The organism is Ottowia thiooxydans, assembly GCF_040548795.1.
Lineage (GTDB): Bacteria > Pseudomonadota > Gammaproteobacteria > Burkholderiales > Burkholderiaceae_C > Ottowia > Ottowia thiooxydans_A.
Genome location: NZ_JBEPSH010000006.1, coordinates 355772 through 377318 on the forward strand (window position 1 = coordinate 355772; position 21547 = coordinate 377318).

The window sequence follows — 21547 nt, forward strand, 5'->3', positions numbered from 1 at the left end:
CTTATCGCTCGCGACAAATTGCGAATTAGGGGAGCGAAAAGTACCCGCACGCAATCATGAAAGGGTTCAGGAATCCGGGCACATGGTTTGTTGCGCGCTCGTGAACTCACGCATAGGCGAGCCGGTACATGGCACCGGCGAGGACCTCGATGCCCATCGCCGCGTGTTCAACCGATGTGAATTCTTCCGGCGTGTGGCTGCGACCGCGGCGACTCTGGACGAAGATCATGGCTGTCTTGGCAATGCCAGCCATGACCTGGGTGTCGTGGCCCGCGCCACTGTGCATTCGCATGGCGCGCACTCCTTGCTCCTGCGCCACGGACATAAGAAGCTCGACCGTCGCGGCGTCCGAGGGAGATGGCGGCTGGTCGAGGGTCACCTGCCAGCTGAGCTCCAGGTTGCGGCGTGCCGCCACCGCACGCAGTGTCGCTTCGTGCATGGCGTACAGATCTCTGAGCGCGTCAGCATCCGGGTGGCGCGCATCGATGGTGAAACGCACTTTCGCCGGGACAATGGCCGGGTAGTTAGGCTCCACTTGCAGCCGACCCACCGTGGTCACCGCGGGACGTCCGATCCCGTTGGCCGTGTCGATCACGCCTGAGATCATCTCCGCCGCACCGGCCATCGGGTCGCGGCGCAGATCCATCGGGAAGGCACCTGCGTGGTTCGCTTCACCTGTTACCTCCACCACGTAGTGGCGCAGCCCAGTGATGCCTGTCACCAAGCCAATCGGAATGTCTGCATGCTCCAGCACAGGGCCCTGCTCCACATGCAGCTCTATGAAAGTGTCGATGTCACTGCGTTGGGCGTCCTTGATGCGAGCCGGATCCAAACCCACGGCTCGCATGGCATCACCGAGAATCACTCCCTCATAATCCTTCAGGCGCTGTGCCTCGCCGTCAGCAATCCGTCCGGTGACGGCACGCGATCCCCAAAGGTTGGCAGCTGGAAAGCGGCTGCCTTCTTCCTCGCAGAAAGCAACTGCTTCGAGCGAGCGACGCGGCGCGCCGAAATGCTCGTGCAGCGTGCGAAGTGCAATGTACGCCGATATGCAACCCAAGGCACCGTCGTAGCGTCCCCCGGGAAGTTGCGTGTCGATGTGCGAGCCTGATGCCACGGATCGGTCTTCTCGCGTTCCTTGGAGTCGACCCCAGACATTGCCCACCGCGTCTTTCCGCACGATCAGCCCCGCATCGGCGCACCAGCTTGCATAGAGATCCGTGGCCTTTACCCACTCGGGTGAATACACGGTGCGCTTCACGCCAGTGCCCGCCGCAGCCCCAATGCTGCCCAGAGTCATCACACAGTGCTCGACCAGATTGCGATCCACGACGATATGCGGCAAGGCAATAGACATGACCATATCCTTACTAAATAACAGACTGTGGCCGACGATTCTAGGAAGGAAGAAACGACTTTGCTTTCATTGCGCCACAGGCCTCGGTGAAGGTGAAATACGCAACAAAAAAGCCGAACGCACATGGTGTAATTCTCGAATCCCGCGCGTTGAATACGCGTCGGCCCGACGCCCTCTCATCTTTACAAGAGACTGTCCATGACGCCCTTGACCACTTCAGATTTCCAGGCCGCCCGAGCGATTGCGCACCCCTACATCCACCGCACCCCGATCCTGACAAGTGCCGCGCTGAGCGAGATCACCGGCGCCAATATCCTTCTGAAAGCGGAACTGTTCCAGCGCACCGGTTCCTACAAGATCCGCGGTCCGCTTAACGTGCTGTCCAAGATGTCGGCAGAGGAAAAATCCAGGGGCATCATCTGCTCATCCGCCGGCAACCATGCCCAAGGCGTAGCCTATGCGGCGCGCGTGCACAACATCCCGGCCACGGTGGTGATGTCCGTCAACGCGCCAGCCGCCAAGGTCAATGCCACACGCGGCTACGGCGCAACGGTCATTCAACACGGCGAGATCTGGGATGACGCCTACGCACACTCCCGCCAGATTCAGGAAGAACAAGGCCTCACCTACATTCACCCTTTCGATGATCCCAGGCTGATCGCCGGACAAGGCGGCGTGGGCCTCGAGATCGCCGAGGACGTGCCGAACGTGGACTACGTCATCGTTCCCATAGGCGGCGGGGGCCTGATTTCCGGCGTAGCAATGGCCATCAAGGCCGCGCATCCGAACGCGAAGGTCATCGGTATCGAATCCAGCGGTGCGCCAGCGATGTCGCGGTCGGTGTCCGAAGGCAAACGGGTGGTGCTGGAAAACGTCACCTCCGTGGTGGATGGTCTGGTAGTGCGCCAGGTCGGCGTGAACAACCTGTGGGTTGTGCAGAACTATGTGGACGACATCGTGCTGGTCGACGATACTGAAATCTTCGACAGCGTCGTGTGGCTGATGGAGCGTTGCAAGCTCGTGGCTGAAGGCGCTGCTGCGGCGACGGTTGCAGCCTTGCGCACCGGCCGACTCACTATTCCCAAGGGCAAAACTGCGGTCTGCGTTCTGAGCGGCGGCAACCTGAAGCTGGAGCAGCTCCAGGGCCTGAAGTGGAACTGAAACTTTTTCGCAGACTCTCGCACCATGGCCGCTCCTGACTCAACGCCTACCCAGGTCACCACCGACATCGATTTCAGTCGTAGCGGAATCCAGACCGGATCCCTGCAGGTTCCTTATTCGCACGACCGCGACGCCTATGGCTTTTTGCCGGTGCCGCTCATGGTGGCTCAGAACGGTGAGGGTCCCACAGTGCTGCTGACGGGCGCCAACCACGGCGACGAGTACGAAGGGTCGGTAGCCATCATGCACCTGATGCGTGAGCTCAAGCTAGACCAATTGCGTGGCCGCCTGATCCTGATTCCCGCACTCAACTTTCCTGCCTACCTGAATGGCACGCGGACATCACCGCTGGACAAGGGCAACCTCAATCGACTGTTCCCGGGTGATGCGAATGGCACCCCCACGCAGATGATTGCGCACTACATCCAGACCGAGCTGATGCCCCTGGCCGACTACATCGTCGATTTTCACGCCGGTGGCACGACCATGGACTATCTGCCGATGTTGTTCGTGAACCGCCCTTTGGATAGCGAGGCCGTCGTCAAAACCGAACAGCTGATCGAGGCCTTCGGCGCGCCGCGCCTGATGTACCTGGACAATTTGGAGAGTGATCTCATGATCGGGTCGGCCGCTCGCAAGAACGGCACGTTTTTCGCCACTGGTGAGTTCGGTGGCAAAGGTGCGGTTGGCCTGGAAGGACTGGCTATCGTAGAGCGAGGCATCAAGGGCCTGCTGCATGCGCTGGGCGTGGTGCCCGCATTCGAACCAAAGGACCGCCCGGCACCTACCAGACGCTATTCATTCCGTAAGGAACACTATATTTTCTCGCCCGTTCCCGGCATCTTCGAGCCCGCATTCAAACTCGGTGATCAGATAAAGACGGGTGACCTGGCGGGCCTGATACACGACCCTTACCGCCCATGGAATGAGCCAGAACACGTGTACTTCCGAGGCAGCGGATTGGCCGTGATGCTTCGCACGCTGGCGCGCGTGGAAGCTGGCACCTGCCTGGGTCACCTGGCAGAAGAAGAGCAGCCGCCAGTCTGAGGCCCTGAAGACAGGAAAGATCATGGACATCGAATATGCCGCGCAAAGCCTTTGGGAGGGCATCCAGCGCAAGCAACACATGCCGGAACAATGGCGCGGTAAGTTCAGCCCTGCGCAGGGCTATGCTGTGCAGCTGGCCGTCATGCGTCGCATGCTGGCCGCAGGCGAAGTACAAGCAGGCTGGAAGGTCGGTCTCACCTCTGCCGCGATGCGGGCACAACAAAAGGTGTCGGAGCCCTGCTTCGGTTACCTGCTGCGCTCCGGCCACCTGCGCTCAGGCGTGCGCTTGGCTATGGACGAACTGATCGCACCTGGAATCGAGAACGAGTTGTGTCTGACTATCGGTGAGCGGCTTCAAGGTCCTCACGTAACCTTTGATCAGGCTCGCCGTTCCATCGCGTTTGTGGAGCCCGCTCTGGAAGTGGCGGAAGTGCGCGGCGACTTCGCGGCCGACCTGAATCTCTCCATGGCCGACAACGCTCAGCAACGGGCATTCATCACAGCGGAGCCCCAGCCTTACGACAGCCGGATCCCCTTGAGCCAAACTGCGCTGGACCTGTGTTTCAATGGAACACACGCGGCCAGCGCCACAGGGGTGGAAGTGATGGATGATCCACTGAACTCGGTGGTGTGGCTGGCCAACAAGCTATCTGAATTCGGATTCGCGCTCGAACCCGGGATGCGGGTGATGTCCGGAAGTTTCACGCGCCAGTACGCGGTCAGCCGAGGCGACTTGGTGCACGCGAGCTTCCAACCCTACGGAGATGTGACCGCGAGCTTTTTCTGAGCTATGTCAGTGCCACGGACATCATGGCCTTGAACTTGCTCAGCATAGGGCTGTTGAACATCAACCCCTGTTGTGGTGAATAACTATTGAACGTGGGCAAGGCACTCGAAGTGCGCCATTCCCAAGCACTTACACCTGCGGGTATGCGCCAAGCCCATGTGGCGCACGAATAAATCACAAAGGCCAAGAAAAGGGTGTGAGTCGCCTGGAGCGCGAAAGCATGAGGCCTTCACTCTGCCCGACGCTCTTTCTTCAGGGTACGGCTTCAAACGTCGCGAGCGCGGCGCGGCAGAGCACGTCTCCAAAGCTGTCGTGAAAGCTTGACGCCAAGCAGAACCCCTTCCCGAACGGGCGTTTGGGCGTCCGCCCTTTGTGAGACATTAGACTAGGGTGTGTTAACACGTCCTTCCTAGTCGTTCGATTGACTCGCCTTTGGCTGCCCCGACGCTGACCAAGCGCTCAACCCAAACGGGTTAGTTCTTGACGAAACCATAGAGCCGCGGCGCGAATTGCGCATGCGGTGCCATCCATCCGAACCCTTTGAACATTTTTTCAAACGCCACCCACCGTGAACATCCAGCTTCTGTCCGATCTGCATCTGGAAACGCAGCCCCATTTCACACCAGAGCCAGCGTCAAACGCCGATCTGCTGGTACTCGCGGGCGACATCGGCTCCTATCAGCAGGGCTCCGCGCTGGCGCAGTTGGGTGATGAGGATTTCGGCCTGGCTCGGTTTTCACCCTTGCCTCAGTACGCGGGCTGGCCCACGCCGGTCGTCTTTCTACCCGGCAACCACGAATACGACAACCTGGATTTTGACGAGACGCATGAACGCCTTCGCGCCACCTGTGACCGCCTGGGGCTGATCTGGCTTGAACGCCAAAGCCTGGAGCTCGATGGGGTGCGTTTTCTGGGCACCACCTTGTGGAGCGACTTCGATGCACTGGCACCGCGCGGACCTACGGCAAAGTTGAGTGAACAACTGAAGGCTCGCGACAAGGCCTTCCGCTCAGCCAACTATTATTTACGCCAGGCAGCTGCCATACGCAACAACGAACTTTTTCTGGCACCGCAGATGCGAGACCAGGCTCTGGCATGTCAGAGCTGGTTGCGCGCTGCCTTGGCAGAACCCTTTGATGGCCCCACCGTGGTGGTCACGCACTTCGCGCCCAGCTTGAGAAGCGCCGACCCCCGCTATGGCATGACGCCAGGCACAGCTGGTTTCTGCAACGCCCTGGACGAGCTGCTGGATCATGCCGATCTTTGGTTGCACGGACATCTGCATTGCCAGTTGGACTATCAGGCGGGGCGATGCCGGGTGGTGGCCAACCCGCTGGGCTATGAATCCAAGGGCGAACAGGCCTCATTTCAACCTCACAAGATTTTGACGATCCAGGCTTCGTCCCAGCTTCTTGCGCCGGTGCAGGGCCCTGCTGACGCAGGCCTTGAATAGCGAAGGCAGGGCTGTCATCAATGCCACCTTTGCCGGACCCACCGCTGGGCCATTGCTGCCCAGCTAGGTGAGGCCGTAGACTCGGGTAGTTCTTTTCACGTAAATCAAGGAGAAAACCATGAAGATTCTTTTGGCTGTAGACGGAAGCGCATATACCAAGAAGATGCTGGCCTACCTCACCACCCATCTGGAAATGTTCGCCAGTGGTGAGCACCAGTTCACCGCGTTGACGGTGCAAGGAGCACTTCCTCCCCGCGCCCGTGCAGCCGTGGGCCGCGAAGCCGTCGAGGGCTACTACGCTGAAGAGGCCGCCAAGGTGCTCGATCCTGTCCTCAAATTCATGACACGCCACGAGCTGAAAGTCAAAAGCGCCTCCAAGGTCGGATCCGCTGGAGAAACCATCGGCAAATTCGCAGACGCGGGCAAATACGACCTGCTCATCATGGGATCACATGGCCACAATGCCCTGGGCAACCTGGTCATGGGCTCCGTCGCCACCAAAGTGCTGGCCAGCAGCAGCGTGCCTGTCTTGTTGGTGCGCTGATCTGCAGTACGAACGGGTCCGAAAGCATTCGTCTTCGGGCTGTTCTTGCCGCGTGCATTCAGGTGGGGTCCAACGTGCGCCCCACCCGCCTAATTCGCCATCTCCCGTTTTTTAACTACCGTTCTGCAATGTCCCGGCTGGAGCCTTTTCGAACCTGGGAATGGTGAAACGAAATACGGTGCCCCGGGGGTGGTTCGGGCCGTAATCCAAGGCGCCACCGTGCTGCTCGATCACCGTACGGCACATGGAAAGACCCAGGCCCATGCCCTCGGCCTTGGTCGTGAAAAAGGGCGTAAACAGCTGGCTTGCGACTTCTTCGCTGATGCCTGCACCGCAGTCGGCCACCGAAAACTCCACCCAGCCCCGGCCTGACGATTTGGGTGGGCGGTACCGCGCCACCACATGCAGCTGCCGCTGATCGACCTCCACCTCAGCCATGGCCTGCATACCATTGCGTGCCAAATTGAGCAAGACTTGTTCGACCAGGGTGCGATCGCACCAAACCTCAGGCAAGTGGTCTTCGCATTGAACCTGTATGCGAATTCCGAGCTTGTGTGCCTGCAGCTGAATGAGCGGAAGCGCCGCATCGATGATGGTTTTAGGCGAGACAGCCTCGCGCGCTTCTCCGCGACGGCGTATGAAATCGTGGACGCTGTTGATGACCCGTCCGGCTCGGTTGGCTTGCTCGGCAATGCGGCCTACGGCCACATTGACGTCCTTCAGAGTATCGGCCTCGCTACCCGGTGCTGGCGCCGGACTCTGCAGCAGATTGAGGCAGCCATTGGCATAGCTGGAAATAGCCGCCAGCGGCTGATTCAACTCATGGCTCAGCAGCGACGCCATTTCACCCACGGCGGACAGGCGCGCCGTGGCCTGCAAACGCTCCTGTCCTGCTCGCTGCAGCTCCTCAATGCGGCGCTGCTCGCTCATATCCAGCACGGCGCTCATCCATCCCGCATGTTTGCCGGCAGCATTGATCAGCGGAGCTTCAATGATGAGCACCGGAAAGCGAGTGCCGTCCTTGCGCTGAAACACGCTCTCCAGGCCTTCGCGCGGAGGAGACTTTCCAGCCACCAAACGCACTGCCTGACGCTCGCGGAAGCCATCGACCATTTCCGGGGGCCAGTAAGGCGCCGGAGCTCCTCGGCCGACGAGTTCTTCCGCAGAAAATCCCACCATGCTGCAAAAGGCAGGGTTGACATAGGTAATGCGCCCCTGCAGATCGCGCGCACGCAATCCGGTGACCAGAGAGTCTTCCATCGCCTGTCGGAATGCCAAAGCATCAGCCAACGCATTCTCCGCCGCCAGCCGGCGCTGAAAATCTCGCGAGAGCAAGATAAGCACAGTCACCAGTGCAATGGTGAGCGTTGTGACCAGTGCCGTCAGCACGTTGGGCAGCATGTCTGGCGCCGCACGCCAGCCATCCATGCGCAAAACCAGAGCCGTTCCCGGCAGATCCAGCAGCAACTGCGATGTGAATATCCGGCTGCCGCGCCGGGACGCCCCATAGGTTGCCAGGCGGGTGCCATCCGGTTCGGCAAACGAAACCTGCTGCCTGCGGGTATAGGCCTCACCCAGCATGCTGGACAGAACGCCACTGAGTGAATAAGTGGCTACCGCGTAGCCCACACGCCGGGTACCGTGGCGAATGGGCAGGCATAGCTCCATGATTTCCAGGCCCCGGCCACCCGGCAGGGGAACAAAGCGCGTTTCTGAGTAAGCACCGCTGTCCAAGCGGCCAGCCATGGAGCAGGCGTGCGTCCTGTCTATGCCCGCTTCACCGAGGCCTTCGGACAAGGGCGCGAAGTACGGGCTGTCGGCTTCAGCCTGAAGTCTGAGCGACGGGTCCCGCCACTCCAGGCGCATCCATTCCCTGTGCTCTCTGAGCAAGGCCAGGGCTTCGCTTGTCCATTCCTTGGGCGTGATGTCGCCAGAATTCAAGCCATGGAGATTCTGCAGGTTGCGCGCCAAACCTGTGCGGATATCCATCAGGGCATCCGCGTTGTCGCGGTCGAGCTCGCGCTGCACCTGCTCCATCTCGTAGCCGCGCGCCAACCAGACCAGAATACCCAGGGCCATGACCACCAGGATCACCAGCAGAGACCAGAGCAACCATCGCCTGTCCGCCCGCCAGAAAATCTGTACCACAGCCCAGGCTTTGCCCTTCCATGCCAGGGCTTTTCTGTGCAATGGGTGATCTTCTTGAGAGAATAGTTCAGCTATTCGGGACATGCCGCCCCCCATCCACGTACGACGTCACGCCCAACGTCAAAAGCGCCGGTGAATCCCTGCGGACGCGGCAGCGGTCACACCACACGATGACCCAGCGCCGGCAATTGCAAACGGTGCTGCGCGAGCGCGCTCGCATCCAGATCGGCGATCACCACGCCAGCACCTTCGGCCAGCACAGAAATCACCTGTCCCCACTGGTTGATGACCATGGAATGCCCCCATGTGGTGCGGCCGTTCTCATGCACACCGCCCTGCGCGGAAGCCACCACAGCGCTCAGGTTCTCAATGGCGCGGGCGCGCAGCAGCACCTCCCAGTGGGCCTGGCCCGTGACGTAAGTGAACGCGCTGGGCACGAGCAGAAGATCGGCACCATCGGCCGCATAGGCGCGGTACAACTCGGGGAAGCGCAAGTCATAGCAGACGCTCAGGCCCACGCGCCATTGATGGCCATCGCGCGAGGGCAAATCGAAACTCACAGGCTTGGTTCCGCGAACCAACACAGCCGCTTCATCGTAGGTGCGCGTGCCGTCGTCGAACTTGAACAGGTGGATCTTGTCGTAGCAAGCGACCAACTCACCCTGCGGGTTGAATACCAGTGAGGCGTTGCGAACGCGCAATTCATCACGCGGCTCGCAAGAAAGGGGCAGCGTGCCAGCGACAATCCACAGCCCCAGCTCCCTGGATGTCTTGGCCAGCCAGTCCTGAATAGGACCTGCACCCAAGGACTCCTGCAGCGCCAGTTTGTCGGTATCACGCCGACCCATGACGCAAAAGTACTCAGGCAACACAGCCAATTCCGCCCCGGCATCCGCGGCCTGTGCCAGCAGCGCGTGGGCGGTGCGCAGATTCTCGTTCACGCGGGTGCATGACACCATCTGGATAGCGGCAACTTTCATTTCTGCTCCGGGGGCACCAGGCGACTTGCCGAGCGCTCGAGTTTCTGTACCGTAGGATTGTCCCAGCTTCCGCCGACATGGAATTCCTGGGTATTGGCCTGGATGAGAGGGCGCTTGAGGATCAATTGCGCCAGAAACGTGCCAAGGCCAATGGCGGGGTTGATGGCAGTCGCCACCAGGGCCGCCGTGCCAGCGTCGATCTCAGGCACCACGAGCACCCGCAGATCCTGCGTTTCCTGATCGATGTCCGCACTGCCATCCATCAAGACAGCGGCATTGACACCCTTCATCTGCAGGTTGTTGGTTTGCGCTACCCCCCTGGCCACCACCACATCGCCGCGCACAAAATCGAAGGCAAAACCGGTGGAAAAAATGTCGCGAAAATCCAGTGTCAGCCGGCGAGGCAAGGCCTGCAGGCTCAGCACTCCCAGCAGTTTGGCCACCCCAGGGTCGGCCTTGAGAAATTGGCCGGCTCCCACATCCACATGCAACTTGCCTGCCATGCTGGGGTAATGGGGGGACATGGGCGCGCCCCGCCAACTCAGATTGCCATCGATCTCGCCCTTGCCGCGTGCCAGCACGCCGGGCATTTCAAAGCGCGTGAGCAAAGCGCCCGCGTCGCGGATATCCAGCTTGAAGGCCAGCGTGGTGCGGCGCGGATCATCGGCAGTTCGGGGCGCTCTCGGGTGGGCAGAAGAGGCCTGACGCCGGGCCAGGGCTTCCCAGCGCCCACTTGCGGTAAATACGGCTTCTGGAGACTGAACAGCCAGCCGAGTCAGCTCCCATGTCTGCAAACCACCTGCCTGGGAGGTGCTCGCGGTGTCATGGTTCACCGCGTTGATCTCCAGCCGGCCGAGTTTCTTGCCTCGCAACTCAAAATCCTCCGCGACGACATCGAGTGCGGGCATGTGCGTGGTGGGCTGGGCCAGTACGCTTTGATCCTCGGTACTGGCAGGAATGGTGAGGTGTGAAAGTCTAGCCACCAACTTGCCTGCACGGCCTTCAGTACCTTCGGTGTAGTCCACGCGGCCGGCCAGCTCACGCGCCTTCACGTTGGCCCGCCAAGTGCTGCCCTGGCGCGTTCCGTTGATATCCACCTCATGCAGCGCACGGTCGTCCAGGAGCAGCTCTCCGGTGCGAAGCGACCAGACCGTAGGCATAAAACCGCCACCGCCCTCCCGCGCATCAGCAGGCTCCTTCTGATTGCTGAACAACGCCTCGAGCGTCGACTCCCAGGCGCCTGCGTCCAGGGTAGGCAGCTGCACTTGTGCATGAACGCCACTGGCCGGTAGAGCCAAGGGTGAAGCCGCGTGCTGGCCTACGCCAATGGCCCCACGCAAGGTTCGTCCGGATTGGGTGTCCCTGTGAAATTCAAGAGCCAGTTGCTCTCCAACGCTCACCCGAAAACGGGACTGGCCCTGCGCGCCAGCCACAGAGCCGCCGTCATAGCGCAGCGGCATGGGGGCTTGCGCGGGCTTGCCCAGGGGAGCTGGCAAATCGAAGGACATCCCACGCAGATCGCTGGTCACGACAATCTCGGGAACGCCCTCTCGAAAGGACATCCGTGCTTCATAGGTCGAGCTGCCTGAAGCCTGGCGCGCCACCTCAGGCACTGGCCCCCAGTCTTTCATCTCGCGCAGTGCGTCGGCGCTGAAAGACCCCATGGCGTGCAACACCACGGCCCCGGCTTTCTCGCCCGCTTTGATGTCTGGCGACCCGGCGACCGATGTACCGCCCGACAGGCGCATTTCCCCGCCCAGCAGTTGGGCCCGGGCATCCTGAATGGAAAAGCCCGTGTCGCTGAACGTGATCGCGCCTTGAGCTTGGCCCAAAAGGGGAGTGTCTGGCGAGATGCGCACATCGTTGCCCGCCAGATTGATACGTCCTTCGGCCTTGGATTGCTCAATGTGCGAGACCGGCAAATTCAGCTTGAGCTGCAAGGCCGCGTCGCCACTGCCGGTGGCGCTGTCAAGCGCATGCCCAATGAATCCCGCGACAGGAGAAGTCCGCACGATGCCCAGAGCAGACTCCAAGGGCCCTCGGCCTTGGGCGTCGACAGTCACGCGAGTTTCTTTGAGGTCGGCAATGCCGGCTTGTATCTGGGTGAACTGCCAGCCCGGGTGGCCTTGCACGCTCCCTTTGGCGTTGTTCACCTGCATACTGTTGTGATCGAAAATGAGCTCACCCGACAGATTTTCCAGGGCAGGCCACGGCGCTTGGCCCTCGGGTTGCAAGGCGCGCGGAACGTAGGCCAGGGTCACGCCGCGCACCTGTCCGGCAAAGCGGAAGGCACCGTCCGGCCCCAGAGATTGCTCACCCACGCGATTCAGATCGCCTTTGACTCGGACCGCGAAATCACGTGCTTCGCCCTTTTGAACAGCGCGCTGGACGTAATCGCGCGCTTCATGCGGAATGCCCAGCGGCAGATAGCGGTACACGCGCGCGCCATTGGCACGGCTGAATGAGCCGGAAAGATCAAGCTCACCAGGAAAGCGGTCATCGCCCTTCTTGCCTGCCGTGGTGTTCCAACGCCCTTTGAAGGCGGCGGTGGCGTCCTGGTTGCGCAGCGTCAATTGATCGACATCTATCGTGAACTGGTCCCCTTTGACGCGCCAGCGCGAAGACGCCTTGAACTCAGCCACGGGAATGCGAGGTTCAGCAAAGACACCCGGGAATTCAAGCGCTCCGCTCTTGACCTCCAACACAGCGCTACCGCTGGCCGGAGTGGCTTCCAGCTGGAGGCTGGCACCCTCGATACCGGGCATACCCTCGGCGTGCACCCCATCGGGACGCCGGGGCGCCGGACGCGCGCCGACGGAGAGCTGGCTGATCCTGGTTTGCACGCGCCAGTCCCGGGGGGCGTCCAGCGGTCCGGCCCAACGCCCTTCTATATGTTCTACCAGGCCCTTCACAGGATGGTCCTTCAGGCGGCGGGCCACATCCGGCGACAGCGGTAGCCGCTGGGCGATCTTGGCCAGCGCCGCAAGATCGAGCCGATCGCCCGCAAAATCACCCCCGGCGGGCGCCCCGGACGCGCCGTCGCGATAGCTCAGGCGCACATTGCCACCCGGCCAGGCCAGTCCATCCGCATCCACGAAACTCAGGTCACGGGTGGTGACTTCCATGCCCGCACCAAGATCGCTCCATCCGAAGCGACCTGCGAGCGATTTGAAGGCCAGCGGCTCCAGTTTGGGGCCAAAGGTGGCGGAAACAGAACCCAGGGCGAGATCTGCCGTCAGGTTGGTGAATTGCCCTTTCCTTACATCCGTCCACAGACGAAGCGCACCCTGCCCTGCCTGAAGATCTACGCCCATATCGGCTTCGAGATCCACGTATTGCCCCAACTGGGAAATATCGGCATGGCTGAAGTTGGCAAACACCTGGCCATCCCATTGCTGCCATTGGCCGGAATGAAGTGAAAGCAGAGGCTGGCGGAACCGGCCAATCAATGTGAAGCGCTCCCCCCATGCAGGCTCGGGCGTCACATCAAGCCGCAATTGATGGCTGCTGTAACCATTTCGTGCAATGAACTGCACGTCCGAAAACGTGACAGGCGGGACATTGCGGCTTTCGTCGATCCAGCGTACGCTACCCTCCCGCACGACGAACTCGGGCTGGGAAAAAAACCAGTCTGCTGCCTCGGTAGAGCCCGACGCATCGCCCGACATGTCCATGCCCCCCACCAAAAGACGCCCATCTGCCGTGCGCCGCAGCTCCAGTTCCGGCCGGTCTATCACCAGTTGCGCCAATTCCTTTTTGCTGAGCGAAAGCACCGAGAACGCGGCAATCACGCGCGGCACCACCAGGCCGGCGCGGCCTGAAACGTCGTGCACGCGCACGTCGCGCAAGGAAATGGAGGGAACCAGACCGTTGGATTCAGCCTCAATGGACCCAATGGTGACGCGCGTGGAAGCTGCCCGCGAGGCCATTTCCTCCAGCCGAGGGCGAAACTCATCGATTCGCGGCACAATGAGCCAATGGAGAACACCCCAGGCTACAAGTATGAGCACCAGTAGAGCGAAAACACCACGCAACACCCATCTCATGAGGGTGGCGGCTAGTTTGATGGGCGATTGAACCAACGGCTTTATCTGGAGCAATACGAGTCCGGTAAATGGTGTGATACCCCGGTTGGGTAATGACCACCGATACCGAGCATCGGAGAAGTGAGAGAAATTATGATCCGTGCCGACGTGGAAGGTTCTTACGGCAAAAGTGAATCTTTGTTAAGCGCCTCGCATGTAGAGCATACCGCTCTTCCAGAGGGAGGCGCCGTTCGTTCACGCCTGGTGCAGCGCCTGCGTCGCCGATATGAAGATGAATTGCCCCTGCTGCAGCCTGGGGCGCCAGCCCGAGAAAGCATTCGCCAGTGCCTGGACGCCCTGTTTGAGCGCGGCTTGGATACCAGCAGTGCATTGCGCGTTTTGCGCCAACTGGTCATAGAGCGACTGGTCGTTCTCGATTGTGAGCAGGCGGTTCCTCTGGAGACCGTTACCCGTGCGGTCACCGAATTGGCAGAGGTCGCGCTGGATGTAGCTTGCCAGCACGCTTATGCGCAACTCGACGAGCGCCACGGCGTGCCGATGACCGCCAGCGGCCAACGCGCCCACATGTGGGTGATCGGCATGGGCAAGTTTGGTGCGCGCGAGCTGAATGTCTCAAGCGATATCGATCTCATCTACATCTATGACGAAGATGGAGAAACGACCGGTGCCGAGGACGGACGCGGCCGCATCTCGGTGCATGAGTATTTCACCCGGGCCGTCAAGTTGATTTACGGCTTGATTGGGGAAACCACCGAGCATGGCTTTGTTTTCCGGGTTGACCTGGCGCTCAGACCGAACGGAAATTCCGGACCCACCGTGTGTTCTCTCGACGCGCTTGAAGAATACATGCTGGTGCAAGGCCGCGAATGGGAGCGCTTTGCCTGGTTGAAAAGCCGGGTGGTCGCGCCGCTCGCATCGATCAAGAGTGGTTCTGCGCAAGCCTTGCGCGGCGTGGTGCTGCCTTTTGTGTTTCGCAAGTACCTGGACTACAGCGTCTTCGACTCATTGCGCGGCTTGCACCAGCAAATTCGAGATCACGCGGCCAAACGCAGTGCAGGCAGGCCTGAGCGGGCCAACGACGTCAAGCTCTCACGCGGCGGCATTCGCGAGATCGAGTTCACAGTGCAGTTGCTGCAAGTGGTGCGGGGCGGGCAATTTCCTGAATTGCGCACCCGCCCCACTCTGGAAGCCCTGCAGCGCGTGGCCCGCGCCGGACTCATGCCGCAGGAGACCGCAGACGAGCTGGCCAAGGCTTATGTATTTCTGCGCCGTGTCGAACACCGCATCCAGTATCTGGACGATCAGCAAACGCACGTTCTTCCCACCGACGATGTGGATCTGGAGTGGATTTCCCGCAGCATGGGCTACTCGGGTTGCTGCGCTTTTCTCTCGGAGCTCGATGGCTACCGTGAGTTTGTGGCGCAGGAATTCGATCGCTTGCTGGGCGCCGATGCACCTTGCAAGAACTGCCAGAAAGCGGGTGCCGGCAGCAACGCCCCGCCGGTAGAGGACTTGGAGGCCGTGCTGGCGCTCTTTCCTGAGAACGTCCAGAAACGCCTGCTCGAATGGCACGACAACCCCCGCATCCTGGCACTTCGCGAACAAGCACGCATGCGCCTGCAGCGCCTGCTTCAGCGCACCGCTGAATGGCTGCGCGAAGGCCGGGTCTCCAGTGACGCCGTCTTGCGCATGGCCGATTGGGTGGAGCCTCTGCTGCGGCGCGAGAGCTACCTGGCCCTTCTGCTGGAACGACCGGCCGTGCACGAGCGCTTGCTGCGCGTGCTGGGCTCTGCACGCTGGCCAGCTCGGTATCTGCTGATGCATCCTGGTGTGATCGACGAACTGGCCGGCCCGGCCATGCTCAGCACCCGGTTCGATTCAGCTGTGTTTGAGCGCGACCTCGAAGAGCGCCGCGCCGCTCTGGGACGCACCAATGAAGATGACGAGGAAAATCTGCTCAATCTGTTGCGCCGTGCGCACCATGCAGAGGTTTTCCGCACGCTGGTCCGAGATCTTGAAAACCAGATCAGCGTTGAACAGGTGGCTGACGATCTCTCCGCGCTGGCCGATTCCATCCTGAGACTCACCACCCATTGGTGCTGGTCGCAGTTGAAGCGGCGCCACCGTGAGACGCCGAGCTTCGGCATCATCGGCTACGGCAAACTGGGCGGCAAGGAGCTGGGCTACGGCAGCGACCTGGACATCGTGTTTGTTTTCGACGACGAAGACGAGTCTGCACCCGAGATTTACTCCGCTTTTGTGCGCAAGCTCATCAACTGGCTCACCGTGAAGACAGGCGAAGGCGATTTGTTCGAGATCGACACCGCCCTACGGCCCAACGGCAATTCTGGCTTGCTGGTGACCAGCTTTGAAGCCTATGCGGACTACCAGGAACAGCGCGGAAGCAACACCGCATGGACCTGGGAACACCAAGCCATGACCCGAGCCCGTTTCATATGCGGCGCAGAGGGCATGGCGAAGCGATTCGATGCTGTCCGTCACGCCGTAGTCACCGCACCCCGCGATAGCCAGGCCCTGAAGGGCGAGATCATCACCATGCGCGAGAAGATGCGCCAGGCACGCCCTGTCAAGAGCGGTCTGTTTGATGTCAAGCACAGCGTGGGCGGTATGGTCGATACTGAATTTACATTGCAGTATCTGGTGCTGGCGCACAGTGCTGAGCACCCTGAAATGGAGCCCAACCTGGGCAATATCGCGCTGCTCAGGCGGGCCGAACAGGCGGGCTTGCTGCCGGCAGGGGTTGGCAGTGCGGCGGCGGATGCTTACCGCCAACTGCGCCGGGTTCAGCACAGGGCTCGGTTGAATGAAGAGCCTACTCAGGTGGCGGCGGAGAGTATGGTGACGGAGCGGGCGGCGATTGGTGCACTGTGGAACGCGGTGTTTGGCAAGGGGTAGGTCACTCGCTCCCCCTCTCGCTCTTAGGAAAGCGAATGCGGGCGCGCCTGCCGATCCAAACCCCAGAAATCAACTGGCGGACGGCAAGCTACAGCCAGACAGTTCGCGTATGACCTGGGCACTGTTAGTAGCATTTAGCTTGCGCACAATATTGGCGCGGTGCACATCCACTGTCTTGGGGCTGATGCTGAGGGTACGCGCAATTTCCTTGCTGGTGTGTCCGGACAGCATGGCTTGAAGCACGCCAGTTTCTCGCGGCGACAGGCTGGCCAAGCGTGCTTGCAGCAGCAGCGCTTGCTGGCGTCGAGCAAAGCGCACGCCGGCTTCTCTCATAGCCTTTCGTACGCTGGATAGAAACCGTTCCGGGTTGAACGGCTTTTGTACAAAGTCCACCGCGCCCATCCGCATGGCATGGACCGCAGCCGAGACGTCGCCATGTGCAGTCAGAAATATCAGAGGCATGTCGCAATCGATTTCGACCAGGTGTTGCTGTAGTTCGAGCCCGCTCATCTCGGGCATGCGCAGATCGACCACAGCACATGCCGCTCCCCCATGCTGGCGGACTGCCAACAAAAACGCCTGCGGCGAGGCAAATGCGCTGGTACGTATCTTGACTGACTCCAGCAGCCAGCCTAACCCATCAGTCACACCCTGGTCGTCATCGACCAGAAATACCAACACGTCCGAGTCCACTGTGCTCATGGGTTTGTGGCCTCTGGCAAGCTGAAAGAAAAACGAGCGCCTCCGCCTGGGCGCCGGGCGTGGCGCAGGGTGCCGCCATGCGACTCGACCAGAGTGCAACTGATCCTCAGCCCCATGCCCAGGCCGTGTGACTTTGTGCTCACGTAAGGGTCAAACAGGTGCTTGAGCAACTCGGCCGGCACTCCTGGGCCGTTGTCAGCGACTGCGCAGTTGAGCCGCCCCGAGGCGCTACGCGACACGCTGATGTCAATTTGACGCGGCCCACCATCGAACCCTTGCAGGGCTTCGACGGCGTTCATGACCAGGTTAACCAGCACCTGCTGTATCTCCACCGGGTGGCAGCGCGCGGGCGGTATTGGGCGTCCACGTAGCCGCGTCCGCACCTGCACCTGTGCTTGGCGCAGAGGTAGTTCCAGGAGACCCAGCGTAGCGTGCAACAGCTGCTCCATATCCACCGCCTGCAGCGCAGGTTCGTGGTGTGACACAAAACCGCGTACATTGCTAATGATCTGCCCCGCTTGATCCAGGTGCGCCATGGCCTTGTCCAACGCTCTCGCGATATCGGGTCGTTGCGCCAGCTCTGGCGCCAATCGGTGTCTTATGCCGGTGAGGTAACTCTGGCAGGCATTGAGCGGCTGGCCCAACTCGTGCGCAAGTGCCGAGTTCATTTGTCCGACCAACGAAAGGCGGGCAGCGTGAGCAAGTTCCTGCTGCTGGCGGTGCTCGCGTTCACGCGAGAGCCGCTGCTCTGTGACATCAGACAAGGTAATTACTGCACCCAGCCCTTGGGTGGACAAGGCCATCGCCACACCTGCAATGTCCCGCCAGTCGGCACCATTGTTTCCTGCCCCGGCATACCAGCGCAGTTCAAAACACTGTGGCTGCGTTACGCTGCCATGGTGCAGGCGGCGCACGATGTCGGCCAGCGATGAGAGTTTGCCGTCGGGCCACCGGACACGAACAGGATCGTCCAGCAAGGTTTGCAGGACCACCTGCGACGGCGCTCCCAGCGTTTGCTCAAGGGTGCGATTGGTCTCCACCACATCGCCAGCAGCGTTAGTCACCAGTACGCCCAACGGGAGGTGACTGAAAAGCGTGCGGTACTTGTCCAAAGCTTCGGCAGACAACACCTGCGCCTCGCGCAGAGTCTCATTGCTGCGGCGCAGGTGCTGGGTGCGTTGCAGCACGGTTTGCTCCAATTGCTGGTTGACGCGACGCAGCTCATCTTCCGCTCGTTTTTTGTCACTGAGGTCCTGTACGACCCAGACGGACACTGCATCGGGCTGGCCGGAGTCCACCACCCGCCCGGAAATGCGGCACCAAATCTGGCCGCCATCCTTACGAACCTGGGCATGTTCGTGGGTGTAGAAAGCGTGCTGCATGAACTGGGCATAGGACTGGCCCACCTCCTCGTACTCGGCCTGCGAGACATAGAGGCATCGCACTGACTGGCCGTCGAGCTCGCCAGGCAAGTAGCCAAGCATCTCGGTCATCCGGGCGTTGGCCCAGATGAACCGCCGGTTTTGGAGGGTAGCAATCCCCACGATGGTGTTGCCCAGCACCGTACGCCATGGCTCATTGGGACCTGCCGATGCGACCAAGGCAACTGCGTCAGAACTTCGTTTTGCGGGCGCTGGTCTCATGTAGATCCGAAGCAAATCACCCGGGAACAGGGCGTCGACAGCTTACACCAACCCCTCCTTGGAACGTCCAATGCTGCAGTGCAATACGTAGTTTGCTTATGCACTAGGGAATCGTTCCCAATGCCCACATCACCCTCGACTAACTACAGTAGTCCGAACCTTATCAACACTATGCCCATGTCGGACCTGAAGAAGTATTGGAACGAAGAGCTAGAGACCCAGTCCTGGGACGCAGTGGAGCGTTGGCAGATGAGTCAAATCGCTCAGGCTTTACCGGGTTTGCGCCAACGCTCTTCCATGTACACAGAGCTGCATAGCAAGCTTCCGGCCGATCTGCAACTGCGCACGTTGTTCGATCTTCAGAAGCTGCCCTTTACCTTCAAGTCAGACATCCGCCAGGCGCAAGATGCAGCCAGCGAAACCGAACCCCTGGGGCGCAACCAGGCTGCGGACACCGCCAATATCGTGCAGTGCATCAGCTCGTCAGGCACCACAGGCCAGCCGCTGTACTACGGCCTGACCCAGGCCGATGTGGAGCGCTTTACCGACGCCATCGCCCACACATGGTTCACCGCCGGCCTGCGTCCTGGTGATGTAGTGGCTCACCTGGTGGGTCTGCCTATGGTAGCCGGCGGTCTGCCCTATGCAGACGGTTTCAGGCGTGTGGGTGCCATGCTGTGCTGGTTAGGCGGGTTCCCGACCGAGCGCATCCTGCGAGAAATGCGCCGCTTGCGCGTGAGCGCGCTGCTGGCAACCACCTCGTTTGGACTCCACCTGGCTGACCAGTGGGACGAGGTAGGGGCTCAGATGGGAATCCCTTCGGCGTTGCGGCTGGTTATGTGCGGCGGCGAGCCAGGCTTGAATCAACCCGAAATCCGCAACCGCATAACCGACGGCCTGGGTATTGCGCATCTGCGCGAAACCATGGGCTTGGGCGACGTCATCTCGAGCATGTGGTCTGAGTGCGAGGCTGAGGATGGCATGCACTTCAATGCTCAGCGTTACGTGGCCATCGAACTGATTGATCCTTCTACCGGAGAACAAAAGCCTTGGCGTGAAGGCGATACCGGCGAGATTGTGTACACCGCCTTTGCCCGTGACGCCACGCCGGTGGTGCGCTACCGCTCGCGCGACCACGCGCTGGTAGTGGGTACGCGCTGCGCCTGTGGCCGAACCAGTCCGCGAATTCGCTGCATCGGTCGCACCGACGACATGCTCATCTACAAGGGCATGAATGTGTTCCCCACAGCGATTCGCGACTTGGTGGCGCAGCGTTTTACCGGCCAGATAGAGCCGATGCTGCGGCTGTGGAAGGAGCAGGCCGACCAGGTCCGTTTTGACCACCCCATTGCGATGGACGTCGAAGCCTCTACCCCATTGAATCTGCCGCAAGCACAACAACTGGGGCTCGCCATTGAGGACGAAGTCAGGGCCCAGCTTCAGGTACGTGTCACCGTGCACGTGCTGCCGCCCGGCACGCTGCCGAAGAGCGCCTACAAAACATCTTTGCTCGCGGTACGCGATCTCACCGAAACCCAACACCCTGTGCCATGAAATTCGAACGAGCTGCGATCAGCCTGCCCCATCTGTGGTCCTCTCCCTTTGTGCGTTGGCAAGGACGCTTGGCAGATCTCGACAGCATAGACCTCGCCCACAGCGTCACAGCAGATGCGCTACAGACCAGAGGCGTTGACCTTGGCATGGTGGACCGTCTGGTGCTGGGCATGACCGTGCCGCAGCCCAAGTCCTTCTACGCTGCGCCCTGGCTGGCTGCTCGCCTGGGCATGCCTGGCATCAGCGGTCCCCTCATCGCTCAGGCTTGTGCTACCTCGGTCGTGGGTTTAGCTCACGGGGCGTGCTCAGTGGAAATGGACGCTCAAGCCATGCCCCTGCTCGTAGTGAGCGACCGCACCAGCAACGGACCGCTCCTGGTTTACCCGAAAACCACTGGCCAGGGTGGCGCGCCCCAAATCGAACACTGGGTGTTGGACAACTTCGCAGCCGACCCAAATACAGGCAAGGCAATGATAGCCACGGCAGAAACCACGGCGCGCGACGGTGCCATGAGCCGCACCGAGCTTGATGACCTGACACTTTTACGCTGGCACCAATACCAACGCGCCCTGGCCGATGACCGTCGGTTCCAGCGCCAATACATGGTGCCGGTACGCTTTGCCCAGGGGCGCAAGAGTTTGAACCTAGACGCCGATGAAGGCTTACATGCGTACAGCGCCGAAAGCCTGGCCGCGTTGCATCCGGTGCTTCCAGGTGGTGTTGTCACGTTTGGTGGCCAGACCCATCCAGCCGACGGGTGTGCCGGTGCGCTGGTATGTGATGTGCGCCGCGCCACTTCCTTATCGGCCGGGCAAGGGGTTGTGCGACTGCTCGCAATAGGTCAGGCGCGCGCAAGCGCCGCTGAAATGCCAAAGGCGGCCACAACCGCCGCACAAAACGCACTGGCCCTGGCCGGTCTTTCCATCTCTGACGTCAAGTTCGTGGTCACCCACAACCCTTTTGCTGTCAACGACATCTGGTTTGCCCGTCAGACCGGGTTTTCGCTGGAACAGATGAACCCCTACGGCTGCAGTCTGATCTATGGCCACCCCCAAGGGCCAACCGGCCTACGTGGAATCATCGAACTCGCCTGGGCGCTGCGTGAGGCGGGGGGGGGCATTGGCATATTCACTGGCTGCGCAGCTGGCGACACCGGTGCAGCCCTGGTGTTGCGGGTCGACTGATCGATCCCCTCATCTTTGCGACCTT

Annotated in this window: 14 protein-coding genes; 8 read left to right on the top strand and 6 right to left on the bottom strand. The window is 60.9% G+C overall.

Features of this window, described 5'->3' with window-relative positions; all coding sequences use genetic code 11:
- Nucleotides 1–106: 106 nt before the first annotated feature.
- On the bottom strand, nt 107–1357 hold the full coding sequence (locus tag ABIE13_RS16390) for a Zn-dependent hydrolase (RefSeq protein WP_354445327.1): 1251 nt from the start codon (nt 1355–1357) through the stop codon (nt 107–109).
- Nucleotides 1358–1555: 198 nt separating this feature from the next.
- Between ABIE13_RS16390 and ABIE13_RS16395 the strand changes: the two genes are divergently transcribed.
- From ABIE13_RS16395 to ABIE13_RS16415, 5 genes are all read left to right on the top strand, one after another.
- A complete protein-coding gene (locus tag ABIE13_RS16395; protein WP_354445329.1) occupies nt 1556–2518 on the top strand; it encodes a threonine/serine dehydratase in 963 nt (320 codons plus the stop codon).
- A 24-nt stretch (nt 2519–2542) separates the two neighbouring features.
- On the top strand, nt 2543–3565 hold the full coding sequence (locus ABIE13_RS16400; protein WP_354445331.1) for a succinylglutamate desuccinylase/aspartoacylase family protein: 1023 nt from the start codon (nt 2543–2545) through the stop codon (nt 3563–3565).
- A 22-nt stretch (nt 3566–3587) separates the two neighbouring features.
- A complete protein-coding gene (locus tag ABIE13_RS16405) occupies nt 3588–4352 on the top strand; it encodes a 2-keto-4-pentenoate hydratase (protein WP_354445332.1) in 765 nt (254 codons plus the stop codon).
- Nucleotides 4353–4920: 568 nt separating this feature from the next.
- Nucleotides 4921–5805, top strand: a complete 885-nt coding sequence (locus ABIE13_RS16410; RefSeq protein ID WP_354445334.1) for a metallophosphoesterase — start codon at nt 4921–4923, stop codon at nt 5803–5805.
- Between the two features lie 118 nt (nt 5806–5923).
- Nucleotides 5924–6349, top strand: a complete 426-nt coding sequence (locus ABIE13_RS16415; protein WP_354445336.1) for a universal stress protein — start codon at nt 5924–5926, stop codon at nt 6347–6349.
- Between the two features lie 111 nt (nt 6350–6460).
- Here the strand turns inward: ABIE13_RS16415 and ABIE13_RS16420 are convergent, their stop codons facing one another.
- The 3 genes from ABIE13_RS16420 to ABIE13_RS16430 form a co-directional block, all read right to left on the bottom strand.
- A complete protein-coding gene (locus tag ABIE13_RS16420) occupies nt 6461–8581 on the bottom strand; it encodes a two-component system sensor histidine kinase NtrB (RefSeq protein WP_436278428.1) in 2121 nt (706 codons plus the stop codon).
- A gap of 74 nt (nt 8582–8655) precedes the next feature.
- Nucleotides 8656–9477: a carbon-nitrogen hydrolase family protein gene (locus ABIE13_RS16425; RefSeq protein ID WP_354445338.1), complete on the bottom strand. Its 822-nt coding sequence runs from the start codon at nt 9475–9477 to the stop codon at nt 8656–8658.
- Entirely contained in the window at nt 9474–13523 is a 4050-nt protein-coding gene (locus ABIE13_RS16430) for a YhdP family protein (RefSeq protein ID WP_354445340.1), read from the bottom strand. Before ABIE13_RS16430 ends, ABIE13_RS16425 begins: the two co-directional genes overlap by 4 nt.
- A gap of 132 nt (nt 13524–13655) precedes the next feature.
- On the opposite strand from ABIE13_RS16430, the gene glnE reads away from it, so the two are divergent.
- Nucleotides 13656–16439 carry a bifunctional [glutamate--ammonia ligase]-adenylyl-L-tyrosine phosphorylase/[glutamate--ammonia-ligase] adenylyltransferase gene (gene glnE / locus ABIE13_RS16435; RefSeq protein WP_354445342.1) on the top strand — a complete coding sequence of 928 codons (2784 nt, stop codon included), beginning with the start codon at nt 13656–13658 and terminating at the stop codon, nt 16437–16439.
- Nucleotides 16440–16508: 69 nt separating this feature from the next.
- Here the strand turns inward: glnE and ABIE13_RS16440 are convergent, their stop codons facing one another.
- Nucleotides 16509–17141, bottom strand: a complete 633-nt coding sequence (locus ABIE13_RS16440) for a response regulator transcription factor (protein ID WP_354445344.1) — start codon at nt 17139–17141, stop codon at nt 16509–16511.
- Nucleotides 17138–18784, bottom strand: a complete 1647-nt coding sequence (locus tag ABIE13_RS16445; RefSeq protein ID WP_354445346.1) for a PAS domain-containing sensor histidine kinase — start codon at nt 18782–18784, stop codon at nt 17138–17140. The genes ABIE13_RS16440 and ABIE13_RS16445 overlap by 4 nt, the downstream gene beginning before the upstream one ends.
- Before the next feature lie 177 nt (nt 18785–18961).
- On the opposite strand from ABIE13_RS16445, the gene ABIE13_RS16450 reads away from it, so the two are divergent.
- Nucleotides 18962–20338 carry a phenylacetate--CoA ligase family protein gene (locus ABIE13_RS16450; protein WP_354445348.1) on the top strand — a complete coding sequence of 459 codons (1377 nt, stop codon included), beginning with the start codon at nt 18962–18964 and terminating at the stop codon, nt 20336–20338.
- On the top strand, nt 20335–21522 hold the full coding sequence (locus ABIE13_RS16455; protein WP_354445350.1) for a thiolase family protein: 1188 nt from the start codon (nt 20335–20337) through the stop codon (nt 21520–21522). Before ABIE13_RS16450 ends, ABIE13_RS16455 begins: the two co-directional genes overlap by 4 nt.
- The last annotated feature ends 25 nt before the right edge of the window (nt 21523–21547 follow it).

What these genes read in the sequence shown, in the direction of transcription:
- ABIE13_RS16430 (WP_354445340.1), bottom strand. Translation starts at nt 13,523, where the DNA reads ATGAGATGGGTGTTGCGTGGTGTTTTCGCTCTACTGGTGCTCATACTT.
- ABIE13_RS16395 (WP_354445329.1), top strand. Translation starts at nt 1,556, where the DNA reads ATGACGCCCTTGACCACTTCAGATTTCCAGGCCGCCCGAGCGATTGCG.
- ABIE13_RS16405 (WP_354445332.1), top strand. Translation starts at nt 3,588, where the DNA reads ATGGACATCGAATATGCCGCGCAAAGCCTTTGGGAGGGCATCCAGCGC.
- ABIE13_RS16455 (WP_354445350.1), top strand. Translation starts at nt 20,335, where the DNA reads ATGAAATTCGAACGAGCTGCGATCAGCCTGCCCCATCTGTGGTCCTCT.
- ABIE13_RS16445 (WP_354445346.1), bottom strand. Translation starts at nt 18,784, where the DNA reads ATGAGACCAGCGCCCGCAAAACGAAGTTCTGACGCAGTTGCCTTGGTC.
- ABIE13_RS16420 (WP_436278428.1), bottom strand. Translation starts at nt 8,581, where the DNA reads ATGTCCCGAATAGCTGAACTATTCTCTCAAGAAGATCACCCATTGCAC.
- ABIE13_RS16415 (WP_354445336.1), top strand. Translation starts at nt 5,924, where the DNA reads ATGAAGATTCTTTTGGCTGTAGACGGAAGCGCATATACCAAGAAGATG.
- ABIE13_RS16400 (WP_354445331.1), top strand. Translation starts at nt 2,543, where the DNA reads ATGGCCGCTCCTGACTCAACGCCTACCCAGGTCACCACCGACATCGAT.
- ABIE13_RS16440 (WP_354445344.1), bottom strand. Translation starts at nt 17,141, where the DNA reads ATGAGCACAGTGGACTCGGACGTGTTGGTATTTCTGGTCGATGACGAC.
- ABIE13_RS16390 (WP_354445327.1), bottom strand. Translation starts at nt 1,357, where the DNA reads ATGTCTATTGCCTTGCCGCATATCGTCGTGGATCGCAATCTGGTCGAG.
- ABIE13_RS16450 (WP_354445348.1), top strand. Translation starts at nt 18,962, where the DNA reads ATGTCGGACCTGAAGAAGTATTGGAACGAAGAGCTAGAGACCCAGTCC.
- glnE (WP_354445342.1), top strand. Translation starts at nt 13,656, where the DNA reads ATGATCCGTGCCGACGTGGAAGGTTCTTACGGCAAAAGTGAATCTTTG.
- ABIE13_RS16425 (WP_354445338.1), bottom strand. Translation starts at nt 9,477, where the DNA reads ATGAAAGTTGCCGCTATCCAGATGGTGTCATGCACCCGCGTGAACGAG.